The organism is Phenylobacterium sp. (assembly GCF_044371015.1).
Lineage (GTDB): Bacteria > Pseudomonadota > Alphaproteobacteria > Caulobacterales > Caulobacteraceae > Phenylobacterium.
In genome coordinates, this window is the sequence record NZ_JBILUK010000043.1 from 1 (window position 1) to 17,626 (window position 17,626).

At 67.6% G+C, this 17,626-nt stretch carries 19 protein-coding genes; 9 read left to right on the forward strand and 10 right to left on the reverse strand.

The annotated features are described in order from the left end of the window. A partial coding sequence (locus tag ACIQ3R_RS05720; protein WP_397416101.1) for a hypothetical protein occupies positions 1-477 on the reverse strand: 477 nt, incomplete at its 3' end. A gap of 338 nt (positions 478-815) precedes the next feature. On the opposite strand from ACIQ3R_RS05720, the gene flgK reads away from it, so the two are divergent. The 6 genes from flgK (at position 816) to ACIQ3R_RS05750 (ending at position 7,661) form a co-directional block, all read left to right on the forward strand. Continuing rightward, positions 816-2,912 carry a flagellar hook-associated protein FlgK gene (gene flgK, locus ACIQ3R_RS05725; protein WP_397416103.1) on the forward strand — a complete coding sequence of 699 codons (2,097 nt, stop codon included), beginning with the start codon at positions 816-818 and terminating at the stop codon, positions 2,910-2,912. Between the two features lie 13 nt (positions 2,913-2,925). Beyond that, the gene (locus ACIQ3R_RS05730) at positions 2,926-3,858 is read left to right on the forward strand and encodes a flagellin (RefSeq protein WP_397416105.1); all 933 of its coding nucleotides are present in this window, start codon (positions 2,926-2,928) and stop codon (positions 3,856-3,858) included. 29 nt (positions 3,859-3,887) lie between these two features. Then, a complete protein-coding gene (locus ACIQ3R_RS05735; RefSeq protein WP_397416108.1) occupies positions 3,888-4,925 on the forward strand; it encodes a serine hydrolase domain-containing protein in 1,038 nt (345 codons plus the stop codon). Between the two features lie 43 nt (positions 4,926-4,968). Continuing rightward, positions 4,969-6,171, forward strand: a complete 1,203-nt coding sequence (gene mnmA / locus ACIQ3R_RS05740) for a tRNA 2-thiouridine(34) synthase MnmA (RefSeq protein ID WP_397416110.1) — start codon at positions 4,969-4,971, stop codon at positions 6,169-6,171. Positions 6,172-6,257: 86 nt separating this feature from the next. Next, positions 6,258-6,455, forward strand: a complete 198-nt coding sequence (locus ACIQ3R_RS05745; RefSeq protein ID WP_397416112.1) for a hypothetical protein — start codon at positions 6,258-6,260, stop codon at positions 6,453-6,455. Between the two features lie 15 nt (positions 6,456-6,470). Beyond that, the gene (locus ACIQ3R_RS05750) at positions 6,471-7,661 is read left to right on the forward strand and encodes an acetyl-CoA C-acyltransferase (protein WP_397416114.1); all 1,191 of its coding nucleotides are present in this window, start codon (positions 6,471-6,473) and stop codon (positions 7,659-7,661) included. 6 nt (positions 7,662-7,667) lie between these two features. On the opposite strand, the gene ACIQ3R_RS05755 is transcribed toward ACIQ3R_RS05750, so the two are convergent. Beyond that, entirely contained in the window at positions 7,668-8,228 is a 561-nt protein-coding gene (locus tag ACIQ3R_RS05755) for a DUF3617 domain-containing protein (RefSeq protein WP_397416116.1), read from the reverse strand. A 66-nt stretch (positions 8,229-8,294) separates the two neighbouring features. Here ACIQ3R_RS05755 and ACIQ3R_RS05760 point away from each other — a divergent pair, with 66 nt between their 5' ends. Then, the gene (locus tag ACIQ3R_RS05760) at positions 8,295-8,570 is read left to right on the forward strand and encodes a GNAT family N-acetyltransferase (RefSeq protein WP_397416118.1); all 276 of its coding nucleotides are present in this window, start codon (positions 8,295-8,297) and stop codon (positions 8,568-8,570) included. Positions 8,571-8,582: 12 nt separating this feature from the next. On the opposite strand, the gene ACIQ3R_RS05765 is transcribed toward ACIQ3R_RS05760, so the two are convergent. Beyond that, positions 8,583-10,142 (reverse strand): sensor histidine kinase, encoded by a 1,560-nt coding sequence (locus ACIQ3R_RS05765; RefSeq protein ID WP_397416121.1) that lies wholly within the window; start codon positions 10,140-10,142, stop codon positions 8,583-8,585. 77 nt (positions 10,143-10,219) lie between these two features. Here ACIQ3R_RS05765 and ACIQ3R_RS05770 point away from each other — a divergent pair, with 77 nt between their 5' ends. Then, on the forward strand, positions 10,220-10,969 hold the full coding sequence (locus ACIQ3R_RS05770) for a sensor histidine kinase (protein WP_397416124.1): 750 nt from the start codon (positions 10,220-10,222) through the stop codon (positions 10,967-10,969). Positions 10,970-10,995: 26 nt separating this feature from the next. Next, positions 10,996-11,409 (forward strand): SufE family protein, encoded by a 414-nt coding sequence (locus tag ACIQ3R_RS05775; protein ID WP_397416126.1) that lies wholly within the window; start codon positions 10,996-10,998, stop codon positions 11,407-11,409. 3 nt (positions 11,410-11,412) lie between these two features. Here the strand turns inward: ACIQ3R_RS05775 and ACIQ3R_RS05780 are convergent, their stop codons facing one another. From ACIQ3R_RS05780 to ACIQ3R_RS05810, 7 genes are all read right to left on the reverse strand, one after another. Further along, positions 11,413-11,898 (reverse strand): PAS domain-containing protein, encoded by a 486-nt coding sequence (locus ACIQ3R_RS05780; protein WP_397416129.1) that lies wholly within the window; start codon positions 11,896-11,898, stop codon positions 11,413-11,415. 117 nt (positions 11,899-12,015) lie between these two features. Further along, entirely contained in the window at positions 12,016-13,338 is a 1,323-nt protein-coding gene (locus ACIQ3R_RS05785) for a hypothetical protein (protein ID WP_397416131.1), read from the reverse strand. 79 nt (positions 13,339-13,417) lie between these two features. After that, positions 13,418-14,821 carry a sensor histidine kinase gene (locus ACIQ3R_RS05790; protein ID WP_397416134.1) on the reverse strand — a complete coding sequence of 468 codons (1,404 nt, stop codon included), beginning with the start codon at positions 14,819-14,821 and terminating at the stop codon, positions 13,418-13,420. Beyond that, the gene (locus ACIQ3R_RS05795) at positions 14,818-15,498 is read right to left on the reverse strand and encodes a response regulator transcription factor (RefSeq protein ID WP_397416137.1); all 681 of its coding nucleotides are present in this window, start codon (positions 15,496-15,498) and stop codon (positions 14,818-14,820) included. The genes ACIQ3R_RS05790 and ACIQ3R_RS05795 overlap by 4 nt, the downstream gene beginning before the upstream one ends. A gap of 39 nt (positions 15,499-15,537) precedes the next feature. Beyond that, complete coding sequence (locus tag ACIQ3R_RS05800) at positions 15,538-15,858, reverse strand: PepSY domain-containing protein (protein WP_397416140.1); 321 nt, start codon at positions 15,856-15,858, stop codon at positions 15,538-15,540. A gap of 64 nt (positions 15,859-15,922) precedes the next feature. Further along, positions 15,923-16,876, reverse strand: a complete 954-nt coding sequence (locus ACIQ3R_RS05805; RefSeq protein ID WP_397416143.1) for a DnaJ C-terminal domain-containing protein — start codon at positions 16,874-16,876, stop codon at positions 15,923-15,925. A 93-nt stretch (positions 16,877-16,969) separates the two neighbouring features. Next, positions 16,970-17,437: a YcgN family cysteine cluster protein gene (locus ACIQ3R_RS05810; RefSeq protein ID WP_397416146.1), complete on the reverse strand. Its 468-nt coding sequence runs from the start codon at positions 17,435-17,437 to the stop codon at positions 16,970-16,972. Between the last annotated feature and the right edge of the window lie 189 nt (positions 17,438-17,626).

Here is a 17,626-nt window from a genome sequence, read left to right on the forward strand (position 1 = left end):
CGACGCGTTGGCCAGGGCCGTCGCGGCCGGCAGACCCGCCGTCTTGTCGCGACCCCATGCGGGGGCAGTATGCGAACCGGCCGCCGACGAAGCCTCGGACGAGGTCGGAACCTGCACGAGCGCCGGTGCGGGTCCTGCAGCGATGTCCGGCGCGTTGGCGACGAGCGAATCGGTCAATTCGTCCGACACCGCGTCGACGTCGAGCGAAGGCGTCTCTGCGAGCGGATCGCCGGCGACGAGTAACCCGCCGTCCGGGCCAGCGGCCAGAGTCGGCGCTACGGCCCCATCCGTCGTCGTGGGCGAGGCGTCCTGCGATCCGACTGCGGCCAGCAACACATCAAAGCCGCCGGCTCCGGGAGCAGGGCCCGACGGACCGCCGACGGCGGACACGGTCTGAACAGGTTGAATCGCGAGTGCGGACATGTCGCGGACGCTGGTTCTCTCGGAGGAACGGGGCGCGTCCTGCGCCGGGGTCATTCGGCAAGGCCTCAGCAACGAGCGCGCCAGCTCGTGGAAATGTTGATTTTACACGGAATTTTTTGAACCGCTGACTTCCGCGGGCTGTCATCTGGCGAAACTTGCCGGGTCGGCCTTGGCCCGGTGGGGCGTTCCCTGCCGCCCTGACTCGCCCGGATTGCTCGCCTCATGAGGTCGTGGCGCCGCTCTTGCGCCGTCAAATTCGACTGCAACGTCCAATGCGAATAGCGATGCTGAAAAGATTGAAGAACTTCTGGCTCTACGCGGGCGCGTTCACCAGTTCCCCGGCAGTTTCCGCCGGGCGCCGCGTCAGCCTTTGCCGGGCGGAGGCCTGATCCATGTCGCTGACCACCACGCTGAGGACGGCTTCGTCGGGCCTGCAGGCCGCCCAGGCCTCGCTCCGCGCCGTCTCGGACAACATCGCTAACGTCAACACGCCAGGCTACGTCCGCAAGGCGGTGGATCAGCAGCCGCTGGTGGTCGACGGCGTCGGCCAGGGCGTAAAGGTCGACGGCGTCCGTCGGATCACGGATCAGTACCTTCAGCTCGCCTCGCTGAGCGCCGCGTCCGACAGTGAGCGCTGGTCGGCGGTGGCCCAGTATCTGGACAACGCCCAGAGCCTGTTCGGCGACCCGGGCGGCGATGGCTACTTTTTCTCTCGTCTCGACAAAATCTTCGGCGCCTTCGCAACGGCGGCCGACGACCCCTCATCGACCCTGCTGAAGAGTCAGGCTCTGGGCAATGTGGAGGACTTCCTCTCCGAAGCCGGCCGGATCAACAGCCAGATCGTCTCTTTGGGCGACACGGTAGAGAGCCGGATCACGGCCGGAGTGGACCGGGCCAATCACCTGCTTGAGCAGATCGCCCTGCTCAACAGCGACATTAAGCGCGCCACCCTGGTCAACGCGGACGCCTCAGGCTCAGAGAACATCCAGAGCCAGCTGCTAGATGAACTGGCCGGGCTGATGAACGTACGTATCGCGCCGCGCGCCACCGGCGGGGCGGATGTGCGATCCCTTGAAGGCGTTCTGCTGGCCGGCGACCTACCGGCGCGCCTGACCTATGTGTCGTCGGACTCTACGCCCGGCTACATCACCGCCCAGCCGGTCAACAGCACCAACCAGCAGCCCATCCAGCTGGTCAGCGGCGAATTGCGCGGGCTGATGCAACTGCGCGACGAGGACCTGCCCAGGATCTACGACCAGCTTGGCGAGTTTGTTTCCAAGGCGGTGGACCAGATCAACGCCGCGCACAACGACGCCACCGCCTACCCGCCGCCGGCCAGCCTGGTCGGCCGCAATACCGGCCTCGACCTGCCGACCGCGGTCAGCAACTTCACGGGGACGACGACGCTGGCCGTGGTCAACGCCGCGGGCGCTCTGCAGCGCTCGGTCGCCATCAACTTCACCGCCGGAACGATATCGGTGAACGGGGGCGCGGCCACCGCCTTCACGCCCGCCAACTTCCTGACCAACCTCAATACCGCCCTGGCGGGCGTAGGTTCCGCGACCTTCACCAATGGTGTCCTCACCCTGAACGCCACCGGTGGAAACGGCCTGGCTCTGGACGAGGGGACCTCGGACAAGGCCGGCCGTGGCTTCTCCCACTATTTCGGTCTGAATGACCTGATCAACACAACAGGATTCGCCAACTACGCTACCGGCCTGACCGGCGCTGACCCGCATGGCTTCACGCCCGGCGGGCAGATCGCGCTCAGGCTGTCGCACCCCGACGGCCGACCGATCCGCGACCTCACGGTCACCGTGCCCGCGGCCGCGACGATGAACGACCTGCTGGCGGCTCTGAACAACAACGCAACCGGCGTGGGGCTTTTCGGCGCCTTCAGCCTGGATTCCGACGGTGTGCTGACCTTTGCCGGCTCCGCGCCGCTCAAGGCCAGGATGTCGGTGGTGACCGACAACACCCAGCGGGGTGCGGCCGGTCCCTCGATAAGCCAGATCTTCGGGCTGGGTGTGCGCGAGCGTTCGGCGCGAGCGGGCCGCTTCGAGGTGGCCCAGGCCTTGAACAGCGACCCCAACAAGGTGGCAATGGGCAAGCTCGACCTCACAGCCGCTGTCGGACAGGTGGCCGTGCGCCCCGGTGACGGCCAGGGCGCCCTGGCGATATCGACGATCGGCGAGGTGCTTACCCGCTTCCAGGCTGCGGGCGCGCTCGGAAAGGTGACCATGAACCTCAGCCGCTACGCCGCGGAGCTCGGCGGCGCGGTCGGGCGAAGCGCTGCAGCGGCCGAAACCCGAAAATCCAGCGCCGAGTCGGTGTTTCGCGAGGCAACCAACCGGCGTCAGTCGGTGGAAGGTGTCAACATCGACGAGGAACTAATCAACCTCACCACCTACCAGCAGGCGTTCAACGCCTCCGCCCGCATGGTGCAGGCCGCCAGCGACCTGTTCGATGTCCTGGTCAACATGGTCTGAGGAGACTGAATCCATGGTCACCCGCGTCACCACACCGGGCAACTACTCCGCCGTCCTCGCCAACCTGCTGGCCGCCCAGTCGCGGCAGATGGAAGCTGGCGACCGGGTCGCTACCCAGAAGAACGGGCAGGACTTGAAGGACTACGCACGTTCATCAGAGCTCCTCACAGCCATGCGGACCATGAAGGCCCGAGTGGAGGTGTTCCAGGATCAGAACAAGCTCTTGTCCGACAAGCTGGCCACCCAGAACACCGGCCTGGTGCGTGTGGCCGACGCCGCAACATCCGTCCGCCAGATCTTCGCGGAGGCCCTGGCCTCGGGCCGGGTCGATACCCTGATGGAGGACGTGGAGGGTCAGTTCCGCAACGCGGTCGAGGGGATGAACGCGCGCTATGGCGGCAAATACCTGTTCGCCGGCGGCCAGGTGGACACCCGCCCGGTTTCCGCCTCGGCCCTCGCCGACCTGACGGTTCCGCCGGCGGTCATCGCCAATTTCTTCCAGAACGACCGCTTCAAGGTGACCGCCAAGCTGGATGAGGCCACCACCGTCACCACCGGCCTGCTCGCGGATGACATCGGCACGCAGCTTCTAACCCTGTTCCAGACCTTTCAGGCCTTTGCGGAAGGCGCCAATGGACCGTTCCAGGGTGAAATGACCGCCGCTCAGAAGACCTTCCTCGAGAATCAGCTGGCAAGCTGGGATCAGGTGCGTTCGGAAGTCACGCTCAAGGCCGCCTACAACGGCACGAACCAGAAGCGGCTGGAGACGGTGGCCGCTGACCTGATCGGACGCGGCGACGCGCTGACCGGCATGCTGGGCGAGATCACCGACGCCGACATGGCCAAGGCGGCCGCCGACCTGCAGCAGGCGCAGCTTTCGGTCCAGTCCGCCGCCTTTGTCTTCCAGGCGCTGAAGGAGTCTTCATTGCTCAGCGTCCTCCGCTGACCGACACTGCACGGTGGGAGGATCATTCGATGCGCCGGTTACTGTTGTTCATCGCCGCAGCCCTGTCGACGGTATTGGGCGGCGATACGGTTAAAGCTGCGACCGATCCCAACTGCCAGAAGGCGCTGGAGTACTCCGCCGCCCGCCGGGGCGCGGCGGTTCTTGTGCTGCGAAACGGCGAAGTGGTCTGCGAGGGCTATGCCGGCGAAGGCGCGCCCGACAAGGGCATGGAGATCGCCTCGGGAACCAAGAGCTTTTCCGGCATGATGCTGGCCGCCGCCGTACAGGATGGCCTGATCAAGCTGGAAGAGCCTGTCTCAGCGACAATCACCGAATGGGCCGACGACCCGGCCAAGGCCACGGTGACGATCCGCGATCTGCTCAACCTTACCTCCGGCCTGCGGAGCCGAGGCGTCGCGGCGCCATCCTATGCCGAAGCGGTCGGGTTCAGTTTCACGGCTGCGCCCGGCGCGGACTATCAATATGGCGCAGCGCCTTTCCAGGTGTTCGGCGAGGTCATGCGGCGCAAGCTGGTCGCCGCTGGTCAGGACCCCGACCCCTACGTCTACCTCAACCGGCGCATTCTTGCGCCGATCGGGCTCAGGCCGTCCAACTGGCGTCGCAATCTGAAATCGGGCGACCTGCTGTTGCCCCAGGGCGCGATCCTGACCGTGCGCGAATGGGTGAAGTTCGGCGAGCTGGTCCGCGCAGGTGGACAGCACAAGGGCCGGCAACTCGTCGACCCAGCGACCTTCCGGGCTCAGTTCAAAGGTTCCAAGGTCAATCCGGCTTATGGAGTGACCTGGTGGCTGCCCAATCCAACGACCTCGACTGACGTGGTCACCGCCGTGAACGACATCAACCGCGATCCCGCGATGCCGCGGGATATGGTGCTGGCCGCCGGGGCAGGAGACCAACGGTTGTTCGTCGTGCCTTCCCAGGGGTTGGTGATCGCCAGACTCGCCAGTTTCGACATGGCCCAGGCGCTGATTCCCCGCGAACAAAGGCGGGAGCCGCAGGGCCCGGCCTGGTCCGACGCGGCCTTCGCCAAGTTCTTCCTGAAATAGGCCGCCTCTCCCCTTGGCGCGTGCAGGGGACTATATGGCGCCGATGACCACAGGCCCGCTTGCGCCGGATCGACTGGAGGACGGCCTCATTGAGGCGGCCCGCGCGGCCGTGCGCCTGCCGGTCGGAACCCGCATCGTCGCCGCCATGTCGGGCGGTGTGGATTCCACCGTCACCGCCGCCCTGCTGGCGCGGGCCGGGTACGACGTCGTGGGCGTCACGCTTCAGCTCTACGACCACGGTGCGGCGATCCAGAAGAAGGGCGCCTGCTGCGCGGGACAGGACATCCACGACGCGCGCAGCGCCGCCGACGCCATTGGCATCCCGCACTATGTTCTCGATTACGAGAGCCGTTTCCGGGACCAGGTGATGGAGGACTTCGCCGACGCCTATCTGCGCGGCGAGACGCCGGTGCCCTGCATTCGCTGCAACCAGACGGTCAAGTTCCGCGACCTCCTGGATGTCGCCCGCGACCTCGGGGCCGAGGCCATGGCCACCGGTCACTATGTACGCCGCGAGCTCGGGCCCGAGGGTCCGGAGTTGCACCGCGCGGTCGATCCCGCGAGGGACCAGTCCTACTTCCTGTTCGCCACGACGGTGGAGCAGCTGGCCTATCTTCGGTTTCCGCTTGGCGCTTTGCCGAAGCCGGTGGTGCGCGCGGCGGCCACCGCGCTCGGCCTAGCCGTGGCCGAGAAGCCCGACAGCCAGGACATCTGTTTCGTTCCCGAGGGCCGCTACACCACCGTAATCGACCGGCTGCGGCCACAGGGTGCAGTGCCCGGCGACATCGTGCACATGGACGGGCGCGTGTTGGGCCGTCACGATGGCGTCACCCGCTATACGATCGGCCAGCGTCGGGGGCTGAACGTGGCGGTGGGCGATCCGCTGTTCGTCACCCGCATCGACGCTGAGACGCGGCAGGTCATCGTGGGTCCACGCGAAGCGCTGCTGACCCGCGCGCTGACGCTCAAGGAGACCAACTGGCTAGGCGGCGGCGCAATGGCCGATGCCGTCGGGCGGCCGGTGCTGGCCCGTGTGCGCTCGACACGCGAGCCGGTCGCGGGACGCATTGCGATGATCGACGGCGAGCCGGGGGTGACCCTGGACGTGCATGAGGAGGGCGTGGCCCCGGGGCAGGCCTGCGTGCTCTATTCGCCCCAAGCACCGAGCCGAGTGCTGGGAGGCGGCTTCATCGCGCGCGCGGTGCGCGCCGAGCTAGAGGTCGTCCCGACTATGAAGAGAGCATGACCGGATGGAGACGGCCTCGACATCGAAAGGACGAGCACGCTTCACCCTGGTCAGCTTGACTAAAGCCGCCTGGGACGCGCTCTAGCGTGACCGTCCGCGACCTCGTGGATGTGGCCTGCGAGGAAGATCCTCGGGCGCCGTGCCTTTGGCTGCCATCCGACCTCTTTCCAGAGTTCTGCGCCGCCATCGGCCATCGCCCTAACGCGATCGGGGCGGTGATCTATCGCAACAAGACCGTCCGCGACGGCGGCCCCTACTGTGACATCACCACGCGCCGGCCGTAGAGCCAGAGAGACGACATGAGCCCGATCTCCGACCCCATCGTTATCGCCGGTTTCGCCCGCACGCCCATGGGCGCGTTCCAGGGTGCGCTCTCAGGCGTCAAGGCCACCGAACTGGGCGCCGTCGCCGTGCGCGCAGCGGTTGAACGTTCGGGCGCGGATCCAGATTCCATCGAGCAGATCCTGATGGGCTGCGTGCTGCCGGCGGGCCTGGGGCAGGCGCCGGCGCGGCAGGCCGCGCTAGGGGCGGGCCTGCCCAGGTCGGTCGAGGCCACCACAGTCAACAAGATGTGCGGCTCGGGGCTGCAGGCAGCGATCCTGGCGCATGACGCGCTGGGGGCGGGCTCGGCGGAGATCATCATCGCCGGCGGCATGGAGAGCATGACCGGCGCGCCCTATCTGTCGGCGCGACATCGCGGCGGCGCGCGGATCGGCCACGACCAGCTTTTCGACCACATGTATCTGGATGGGCTGGAAGACGCCTATGAGCCCGGTCGTCTTATGGGCAGCTTCGCGGAGGAGTCGGCGGCCGCCTACCAGTTCACCCGAGAAGCCCAGGATGAGTACGCGATCGGCAGCCTGGCCAAGGCCCGCGCCGCAATCGAGAGCGGCGCGTTTACGGTCGAGATCACGCCCGTGACGGTGCGCGGACGCGGCGGCGTGGTGGTGGTCGAGCACGACGAACAGCCGCTTAGGGCCGATCCCGCCAAGATCCCCACGCTCAAGCCCGCTTTCTCCCGCGACGGCACAATCACGGCGGCCAACGCCAGCTCGATTTCTGACGGCGCGGCGGCCCTGGTCCTGACCCGTGAGAGCGTCGCGCGAGCGCGGGGCATGACGGTGATCGCGCGCATCGCTGGCCACGGCGCCCACGCACAGGAACCTAGCCTGTTCACCACAGCGCCAGTCCCGGCCATGCAGAAGGCCCTGGCCCGCGCCGGTTGGCGGACCGAAGAGGTTGACCTTTTCGAAGTGAACGAGGCCTTCGCGGTGGTGGCCATGATCGCCGAGCGAGACCTCGGGATCGACCGAGCCAAGCTCAACGTCAACGGCGGCGCCTGTGCGCTGGGTCATCCGATCGGCGCCTCGGGCGCCCGCATCCTAGCGACTCTGCTGGCCGCGCTTCAGGCCCAAGGCGGCAAGCGCGGCCTCGCCAGCCTGTGCATCGGCGGCGGCGAGGCCGTGGCCATGGCGGTCGAAATGGCCTGAAGACGCCTAATGGCTCTTCATCGCGGCGATATCGTTCAGGTTCATCTTCATGCCGCCGGGCAGCGTCATGTCGCCAGGCTTCATATCGGCCGGGCAGGCGCCTTCCCATGTGGCGGTCATTTCCATGGACTGGGTCCCGTTGGCCTGCACCATCTTGGCGCCGGTCGTTGTCGTGGTCGCCTTCATCACATAGCGACTGCTGAAATCGCCGGTGACGGTCCCGGTCGTCACGTTCTTGCCCATCTCGCCGAAGTCGCACTCGGATTCGATTTTCCAGCCGCCAGCCGTCGGGGTGACGGCGTTCTTGGCGCAGATTTCATCGCCCATCTGCTGACCCCAGATCGTCATCTTGGCCTCGGTCGCTTCATCGAGGCAGATTTTGCTGCTCTGGGTCATGCCCTCGGTCGACATGGTCTGGGTCCAGAGACCCGGCTTGCGACGAGGCGGACCCGCGGGCGTCGCAGCCGTGGGCGCAGCAGCCGTCTCGGCGGAGGGCGCCTTTTCCCCGCCAGAGGGCTGACAGGCCGCAAGACCCAGGCCGGCCGCAATCACGATACCGAAAGCCATGCGCATCTTGTCGCTCTCCTCAGGATGACCCAAGTCTGTACGGTACGCGCCTTGGGAGAACGATCAATGTCCGACACGCCCGCGCTCCACGATACCGGCGCCCGCCTCGAGACCCGAGAGGGCGGCCATGTGGTCTATGCGGACTACCGGCGCGAGCCGGGCCGGCTTTATCTGGACTATGTCTATGCGCCACCCGAACTTCGCGGGACCGGCGCGTCGGGGCGATTGATGACGGCGGTCGCGAGTCAGGCGCGGGCCGAGGGCCTCAAAGTAACGCCGATCTGCGGCTATGCCGCCACTTGGCTGCGGCGCAGCGCCGAGTTCCGCGACCTCCTCGGATAGAGGGGCCTTCCCTCAGGAGCCCGGAGCTCGCTGGGCCTCCGGCAGCAGCACCGGAAGACGGACGCGGGCGGCGGCTCCCTCCCCCTCAACGCTCTCAATTGTAAATCGGCCGCCGTGCAGCGCGGCGAAGGCGCGGACGAGCGAGAGGCCCAGGCCCGTGCCGCCGGCGCGTTTGTCCGCATCGCCGGCTTGCTCGTAGGGGCGACCCAGGCGCTCAAGGTCGGCCGGCGCGATTCCAACGCCGGTGTCGACCACCGCCAGCTCCAGTTCGCCCTCGACGGCCGCCAGGGTGAGGGTCACGGCGCCGCCGGCTGGCGTGAAACGAAGGGCGTTGGCGAGCAGGTTGAGCGCGATCTGCTTAAGCGCTCGGCGATCTGCGCTGACCATCAGCGGGGCGGAGGGAAGCACGCCGCGTAGCATCACGCCGGCGCGATCCGCCTGGCCGCGCATCAGCCGAAGCACGGCGGTCGCGGCCTCCCGGGCGTCGAAATCCTCGCGCGCGAGCTCATATCGCTCCGCTTCGATCTTCGACATGTCGAGGAGATCGTTGATCAGCTCCAGGAGGTGTTCGCCGGACTCGTGGATCAGACCGGCGTACTCGGCGTAGCGATCGCCCAAAGGACCGAACAGCCGCTGCCGCATGATGTCGCTGAAGCCCATGATGGCGTTCAATGGCGTGCGCAGCTCGTGGCTCATGCCGGCCAGGAAACGGGACTTCCCGGCGTTGGCCTGGTCGGCGGCGTCGCGCTCGGCGATCAGCGCAGCCTCCCGGGCGTGGTCTTCATCGGCGTCCCGCATCAGCGCGTGAACGGCGCCGTCCGCGGTCGTAGTGAGCGTGATGTCAATCCAGGCCTCGGGATCCTCGGACCCGCGCGCGCGCAACCGGCCGCCTTCGGCCAACGCCGAGATCAAGGCCGGTCGATCAGCCTCGGTCACCAGTTCGATGAGCGCGCGGCCGGTCAGCCCTTCCGCGCCCCGACCGGCGGCGCGGAGGATGCAGCCCTCGGCGTCGAGCGTCGCCACGGTGATCGGCTGCGCAGCCAGGAACGCCATCGCCGCCTCGGTTGACTCAACCCGTCGCCGCGCCCGCTCGGCGCCGCCCTGATAGGCCAGGAGGCCGGCCGCCAGGCCGACGGCGGTCGTGGAGAGCGCGAGCAGGCCCAGCCATGGTGCAAACGGCGGCGGGGGCGGGGTGAGCGCGGTGATGAGGGCCGAAATGGCGGCGGCGGCGAGACCCGCAGCCGCGCCGAGCGCCAGGGTTCGTCGATCCTGAAACACCGCAGCTGCCGCCATCGGCGCCAGGCACCAGGCGGCTAACGGCCCTGAAGGCCCTCCGCCCAGCGCCACGGCGACCGCGCCTGCCAGGCCCCAACCAAAGACCGCAACCACGCGACCGGGCGGTTGCAACGCCACCGCCAACGCACCGACGAGGGCGGCGGCGGCCATGCTGGCCAGCGCCCAGAGAACCGCGCCCGCGCCCGAGAGGCCGAGCGCGGCCAACCCCAGCACCGGGATCCACACCAGATGCCAGACGACGGCGAACCGCCCGGACGTTGCGCGAGGGACGGTCAAATCAACCTCATGCAACGGTTTCGTAAGCGCCATGGGCCAGTTTGGCGGGCCACAACGAGCGGGCGGATTGTCGCGAAATGGCTCAAGACGCCACCCTAACACGGCCGGCCCGCGCCCGACGCGACGCCACGCTCGACGAGCAGAAACGCTCGTTTCTGCGCATGGTCAGCCACGAACTGCGCACGCCCTTGAACTCCATTCTGGGCTTTTCCGAGATTCTCACCTCGGAACTGTACGGCCCTCTGGGAGCCTCTCAGTACAAGGAATATGCCGGGATCATCCACGATAGCGGCCAGAAGCTGCTGAAACTGGTGAATCAGGTTCTGGAGATCGCCCGGCTGGAAGGCCGCGCGCTCGAATTCGACCTGGCATCAGAGCCCTTGGACGCTGCGCTGGAGGATGTTCTGCGGGGATTGGCCGGTGAGATCGCCGCGCGGGGGACCCGGATCCAGGTCGCCGCCGAGGCGCTGCCATCCGTCCATGCCGACTATCGCGGACTGCGCACGATGCTGACCCAGATTCTGGCCAACGCGGTGGCCTATGGGCCAGAGGGCGGGATGGTGGATATCAGCGCGCGCCGGGACGGCGGCCACGTCGAAATCATCGTGCGCGACCGCGGCCAGGGTGTCGACCCGCGGGAGATTCCTCGCCTGATGGCGCCCTTCCAGCAGGGGGATACCGCCCTGACCCGGAGCAGTGAAGGCGCCGGCCTGGGCCTGCCCATCGCCGACATGACCTGCCGGGCCATGGGCGGGCGTCTGCGCCTCGCTCCGGCCGAGGGCGGCGGGCTGGAAGCGCAGATCCGGCTGCCGGCGGCGTTGCCTTGAATAGCGGGCCTGCTTAAGGCCCATCCATGACCATTGCCGATGTGCTCGCGGAACTCGTGGAGGAGTTCGACCTCCTGGGCGACTGGGAGGAGCGCTATCGTCATGTCATCGAACTGGGTCGCGATCTTGAACCGCTCTCTGACGCAGAGCGGACGGACGCCAACAAGGTGCGAGGCTGCGCGAGCCAGGTCTGGCTGGTCACCACGCGCGACGGCGCAGGCAAGCTCGGGTTTCGGGGCGACTCAGACGCCCACATCGTCCGCGGGCTGATCGCGCTCCTGCTGCGGCTTTATGACGGTCGGTCGCCGACGGAGATCCAAGACTTCGACGCCAAGGCCGCGCTCGAAGCGCTGGGTCTGGCCGGCGCGCTTTCGACGCAGCGCTCAAATGGCCTTGCCTCGATGGTGGCGCGCATCCGTCGCGACGCTGAAGCGACCTAGTTATCAGGCCGCCGGACGTATCCCGCTCTGCAGGGACGCCAGACCGACCACAGCGTCATAACCCAGGATCACCGAAACCTCGCCCGCGTCGTTCGCCAGCGGCAGCCGCAGCCAGATCAACGACAAATGGCTTGCGCCGCGCCAGGCTAGGCTGTGGGCGCCGACGCCGGGTCGGCGTTCGCGGACGACGCGGTCAAGCTCGCCCCGCCAATAGTCGGCGGCCGTGGAATTGTAGACTTCGCCGAAGGTGCGCCCTGTGATCTCGCCGCCGTAAACGCCATAGAGGCCGGTGCCGGCCAGCCGAACACGATAGTCTTCGCCTGAGCGAAACTCCGTGAGACTGACGGTCGGAAGGTGGCGTTTCAAATCTGCTGGGTGGAGCCTGTGCCGCGGCGGCAGCCCGCCTGCGGGTTTCAGGCTGTTCCACCACGCGAACAGCTCCTCATGAGCCCGGATGGCCGAGGCCGGCGGCGTAAGCGGCGCCGACATCATAGGTCTCCGGGACAAAGGCTTGGATTCATGGCGAATCACATATCGCCTGACCCGCGAATCGGCGGCAAGCTGAAAGTGGTTAATGTTCTGCAAAGCGCCGGACCCGCGAAGGGTTCAGGCGGCGGCCTCCGCGCCGAGCGCGTTTTGAGCGCGGCGCCGGATCAGTTCAGCCGCCTTCTCGCCGCGGACAAGCCGCGCAAAGTCGGCTGCGCAGTCCAGATAGTCGCGGATGAGCGTAGGCTCTGCGTCGCTCCGCAGGGCCTGCAAAGCCTCTTCTACATAGAGGTCGAGGTGCTCGCCGACCTTCTCAGTCATGCGGTTCCTTGAGGCCGAGAAGCCACCGTAGTTGGCGGCCGTGTGCAGGGCGTCGGAGAACGTCAGCAGAGTCAGCGCGTCATCGACCGCAATAGGCGCGGGTGGCGCGTCGAGTCTTGGCCCGCGCTTGCCGCGACCGGTCTGAAGCGGCAGCGCCTCCAGCACCGCCTTCTCGGCCTCGCGCATTCGGGCCTCTATGCTGTCCGCCAGGGCGGCCCGCTGCTTGTAGAGGCGATGCCCCCAGCCGGACTCCCGGCTCAGCTCGACATTGGCCTCGATCTCCATGATCTGCTGCACTGCAAGCGTGCAGCGCCGCGCCATCTCGTGGGCGGCGGGCGGACCACCCGAGCCTCGGAACGCTGCCGCCGCCTTAAGCGTCAGATCGACTTCTTCGAGGACCACCTCGGCGAAACTCGCGAGTTCCGAGTCGTGCAGATAGCGCTCATTAGGCTTGTCCATCACCGCGGAAATGATCCGCAGGATCATCCAGGGTTGGTCGAGGTGCGCGCTCAGCATGTGGAAGAAGCGTGGCGTGGCGTCATCGGCGACGTCCACCGCATCCTTGTAGGCGAGCCGAGCCGCAGCAGCAGTTTCCGGCGTCCGTTGGGCTAGCCAGCCGGGTAAACGTTGCAACGCGCGACGCACCACGGTCGAGAGCTCCAGGCAGGCGGCGAGCAGTTCGGCGTCACAGGCGTCCGCGGCCGCCGCAAAGAGTTCCGTCTCGCGCGTTCGCAAGCCCTCGGCGGCGCGCGCGCACAGCACTTCCTGGGCTTCAAAGATCTCTCGGGCGTCGGCCTCATCGTCGGCCTCCTTACGGAGCACCGCCATCGCGTCGGGCTCCGCCGCGGCCAATGCAGTCCAAAGCAGCCGGAGAACCTGTCGAGGGAAACTTGGCCGTCCGGGAACCTCCGGACCGCCGAACAGCGGGTAGACCGGCTGGAACGTGGCGGTCCGTCTCTGACGTTCGCTGGTTTCGGCTTCAACCAAGGCGCGGACCTCGCCCAACGGACCGATCATCGGCGAGTCGCTGAGCGCCTGGCAGAGGCTGTTGATGACGTGATCCGGCGCGGCCGACACCATTGCGCGCACAATCTCGGCCTTATGCGCGGGAAGCGCCACCATGGGGCCCCTGCTCCGAACCGCCCTACGATGACCGAACTTTGTTCCGTCAACTGTTAAGGCTTTACGAAGTCAGGGAAAATCAGCTATCGGCTCGCGGAAGCTCAAGGCTTACGGCTAAGCCGCCCAGATCTGAAGCGCCAAGCTTCAGAGCGCCCCGGTAGGCGCGCGCCAGCTCGTCGATAATCGAGAGACCCAGACCAGAGCCCGGGGCGCTCTCGTCCAGCCGCGCGCCCCGACGGATGACCGCCTCGCGCTGCTCGGGCGCCAGACCCGGCCCATCATCCTCGATCGTCAGACTCAGGCGTTCACCGTCCAACGGGATGGCGCGCACGCGCACGCGGCTGCGCCCCCACTTGCCGGCATTCTCCATCGCGTTGCCGGCGATCTCCATGAAGTCCTGCCGCTCGCCCGCAAACCAAAGGTCGTCGGACGCATCCCAATCGATCGTGAGATTCTTGTCGCGGAAGATCCGTTCCAGCGTACGCGCCAGTTCGTCCAGCACTTCGGCAACGGGCGTGCGCTCACCAGGGCCCTGGGCGCGGGCGGCGGCGCGGGCGCGGCGCAGGTGGTGGTCCACTTGCTGACGCATCACATCGGCCTGCCGAGACACCACCTCCGCCAGCGGACCGGGCCGCTGCGCGGCCTCGGTCATCATCACTGAAATCGGCGTCTTCAGGGCATGGGCCAGATTGCCGACGTGGGTGCGCTGGCGCTCGACGGTCTCCTGGTTGTGGGCCACAAGGGCGTTCAGTTCCTCGGTCAGCGGCTGCAGCTCGGAGGGGTAGGCGCCGCCAAGGCGCTCGGACTTGCCTCTGCGGACATCGGCCACCTCACGCCCCAGACGGAAAAGCGGACTGAGACCCACACGCACCTGCACCACCACCGCCACGATCAACCCCGCGCCCAGCAGCGCGAAAGCGATGGCCGTGGTGGTGGCGAAGGCGCGGACATCGCGGTCGATGGGCGCGCGATCCTCGGCGGCGATGACGATCAACGGCGCCTGCCGGCCAGGAAGAGTGGTCCAGCGGGCGACGGCGCGCAGACGTTCCCCGGCTTGAGGTCCGGTCACGTCGAAAGCCGTGAGGCGGCCGGGATTGGCCCGGAGGCGGGCCGCCAGATCCGCGGGCGTGCGCAGCTCGGAATCCCAAAGCGACCGCGACGGCACCAGAACGCGGACGCCGCCGTCGGGCGTCGGCTCGGCGATGGCCCAGTAGCGACCCGAATAGGCTCGAAGCGCGCGCAGATCGGTGAGCGCCGGCGCCAGCACCTCGCCCGCCTCGACGGTCGTCCCAGAGATCAGGTTGTCGATCAGGTCTGACAGTCCGGCGTCGAAGCGGCGCAGCGCCGCCTGCTGGAAGAGCAGCGCCAGGATCAGGGCCGCCACCACCAGAGTCGCAGCTGACCAGCCGACCGCCAGCAGCGCCAGCCGCCGCGCGAGCGAGGGTCCGCCCTGTGGTGGGGAAGGCGCCTCGGAGGTCGTCACGCCGCTTCGGTCTCGCCAGGCAGAGGGGTGAGCCGATAGCCGAGCCCGCGCACCGTCTCGATGCGGTCTGCGCCGATCTTCTTGCGCACCCGGCCGATGAACACCTCGATGGTGTTGGAATCCCGGTCGAAATCCTGATCGTAAAGATGCTCGACCAACTCGGTGCGGCTGATCACCCTGCCCTGGTGCATCATCAAATAGTGCAGAAGGCGGTACTCAAGAGACGTGAGCCGCAGAGGTTCGCCGTCGACGCTGGCGCGGGCCGCGCGCGGGTCAAGCCGCAGTCCGCCGCAGGCCAGGCTAGGAGCCGCATGGCCCGCCGAGCGCCGCAAAAGCGCCCGCAGCCGCGCCAGCAACTCCTCGGTGTGGAAGGGCTTGGTGAGATAGTCATCGGCTCCGGCGTCGAATCCGGCCACCTTCTCGCTCCAGGCGCCCCGCGCGGTCAGGATCAGCACCGGCGTGGAGACGTTCCCACGCCGCCAGCGTTCCAGAACCGAGACGCCGTCAACTTTAGGCAGGCCCAGGTCGAGGATCACCGCGTCATAGGGTTCGGTCTCGCCCAAGAACTGCGCCTCCTCACCGTCAGGCGCATGGTCCACGGCATAGCCGGCGTCGGCCAAGGCGAGCTTGAGCTGCCTGGTCAGGTCCGGATCATCTTCCACCAACAGGATGCGCAATCGCGTCGTCTCCTCAAAAGGTTTCCGGCGGGTTCGGCCTCAGCCGCCCTGCCGGCCCATCACCTGGCCGCTCTCGGCATCGACCACGAACACCAACACACGGCCGTTCTCCATCTGCCACTGGACGTAGTAGGCGGTGCGACCGCCGGCTTCGCCCATCGTGGTGTTGAGGTGGCGGCCCGGGTAACGCGCGGCAAGCATGCCGAGCACTCGCGACAGCGGCGCATGACGGGCGCGGCTTTCGCGGGCGTCCGGGTCGCCCCGGCCGGCGCCCAGCACCGGACGGCCGCCGTCCTGCGCCACCGCGAGGGTGGGCTGGACGCCAAGCGCCGCGATCAGGATGGCCAGGATCGGTCTCATGCACCCCCGACTAGCCGCCCGGGACTGAACCCAGGCTGAACATGGATGTCGGACGCTCTTTAGACTACCCGCGTCGGCGGGGCGAATAGGGCCGTTTGGTTCGCTGCTCCTGAGCGAACGCCTCCAGCGCAGGGTCGGGCGGCTCAGGCAGCATGATCACCAACCTGGCGAACAGGTCGCCGCGCTGGCCCTTGGCGTCATAAAGGCCGCGCGCCTTCAACCGCAGCATGGCCCCGGAGTTGGAGCCGCGGGGCACGGTGATCGTCACCGGGCCGTCCGGCGTCGGCGCCTCGACCTTGCCGCCCAGCACCGCGTCATAGAGCGTGATGGGCAGGTCCATCACAAGCGCATCGGCCTCGCGGCGAAATACCGCGTGGGGTTTCAGCGTAATCTCGATGAAGGCGTCGCCGGGGCCGGATCGACCGGGCGCGCCCTGGCCCTTGAGCCGTAGTGTCTGGCCGTCCTGCGCGCCCTTGGGGATGGTCACGTCGATCGTTCGGCCGTCGGAGAATGCGATCCGCTGGCGTCCGCCCCGGATGGCGTCCACAAGATCCACCTCGAGCCGCGCGCGGGTATCGGCGCCGCGCTGGGAGAAGCCGCCAAATCCGCCGCCTACGCCGCCGGCGCCAGCCCGTCCGCCCGCCCTTCCCTGGCGCACGCCGCCGAACATCTCGCCGAGAATGTCGCCCAGATCGACGCCATCCATGCCTTCCGGGCGGAAGCCGCCGCGCTGGCCTTGTGCTGCGCCGGGCGAGCCCCAGGGGTCGCCGCCGAAACCCGCGCCCATGACCTCACGCCCGTCGGCGTCGATCAGACCGGCGTCGAACTTCTTGCGCTTCTCCGGATCGCCGACGATGTCAAACGCCGCGCTGACGCGCTTGAAGCGTTCCTCAGCGGACTTGTTTCCGGGATTTGTGTCGGGGTGATTGGCCTTGGCAAGCTTGCGGAACGCCTTGCGGATGTCATCCGCCGCCGCCGCGCGGGACACGCCAAGCTCCTGGTAGGGGTCGCGCGCCAAGGCTTTCGAAAGTCCTCAATCAGGGGGGAGTTGAAACCAGACTCTAGATTGGACGCCTCGCGCGGTCACGCAAGACCGTATGTGGCGAAAATATCACACATCCCGTCCCCGCTCGGCCACGAGGTCCCACGCGGCGAAGTCCAGAGCGTCTTCCGGGTCGTCGAGCACCGTCTCGCTGATCGTCTGGCCGCGCACCGAAACGCCGGCGCGGTGCACGCTCTCGGGATCACCAGAGATCAGCGGATGCCAGTCGGCCAGGTCGCGGCCCTCGTGCAGGCGACGATAGGCGCAACTGGGCGGCATCCACGCCAGCGCCTCGATGTTGTGCGGGGTCAGCTTGATGCAGTCGGGCACGGTGCGGTGACGATCCGCATAGTCCGAGCAGCGGCAGGCGGCGGGGTCGAAAAGTCGGCAGTGGACGCGGGTGGGGATGATCTCGTCGGTCACCTCGTCCTCGAACCGGACCAGACAGCACAGGCCACAGCCGTCGCAGAGGCTCTCCCACTCCGCCACGGTCATCTGTTCCAGAGTCTTGCGCCGCCAAAACGGTTCGCCGGTCATGGGTGAGGTTTAGTCCGCCCGCCCGCCCTCGGCAAAGACTCACCTGTCCATTCGGGCGCAGCGCCTATGTGATGAACCGGCAGGGCAGCGTGCTGCTGGGCGATACACGGCCTAAGCGGCTGATCGCGGCGGCCTATGCGGGGCTGTAGCCTGGTCACGATCCCCACGAAAAAGGGCCCGCGAGGGGCC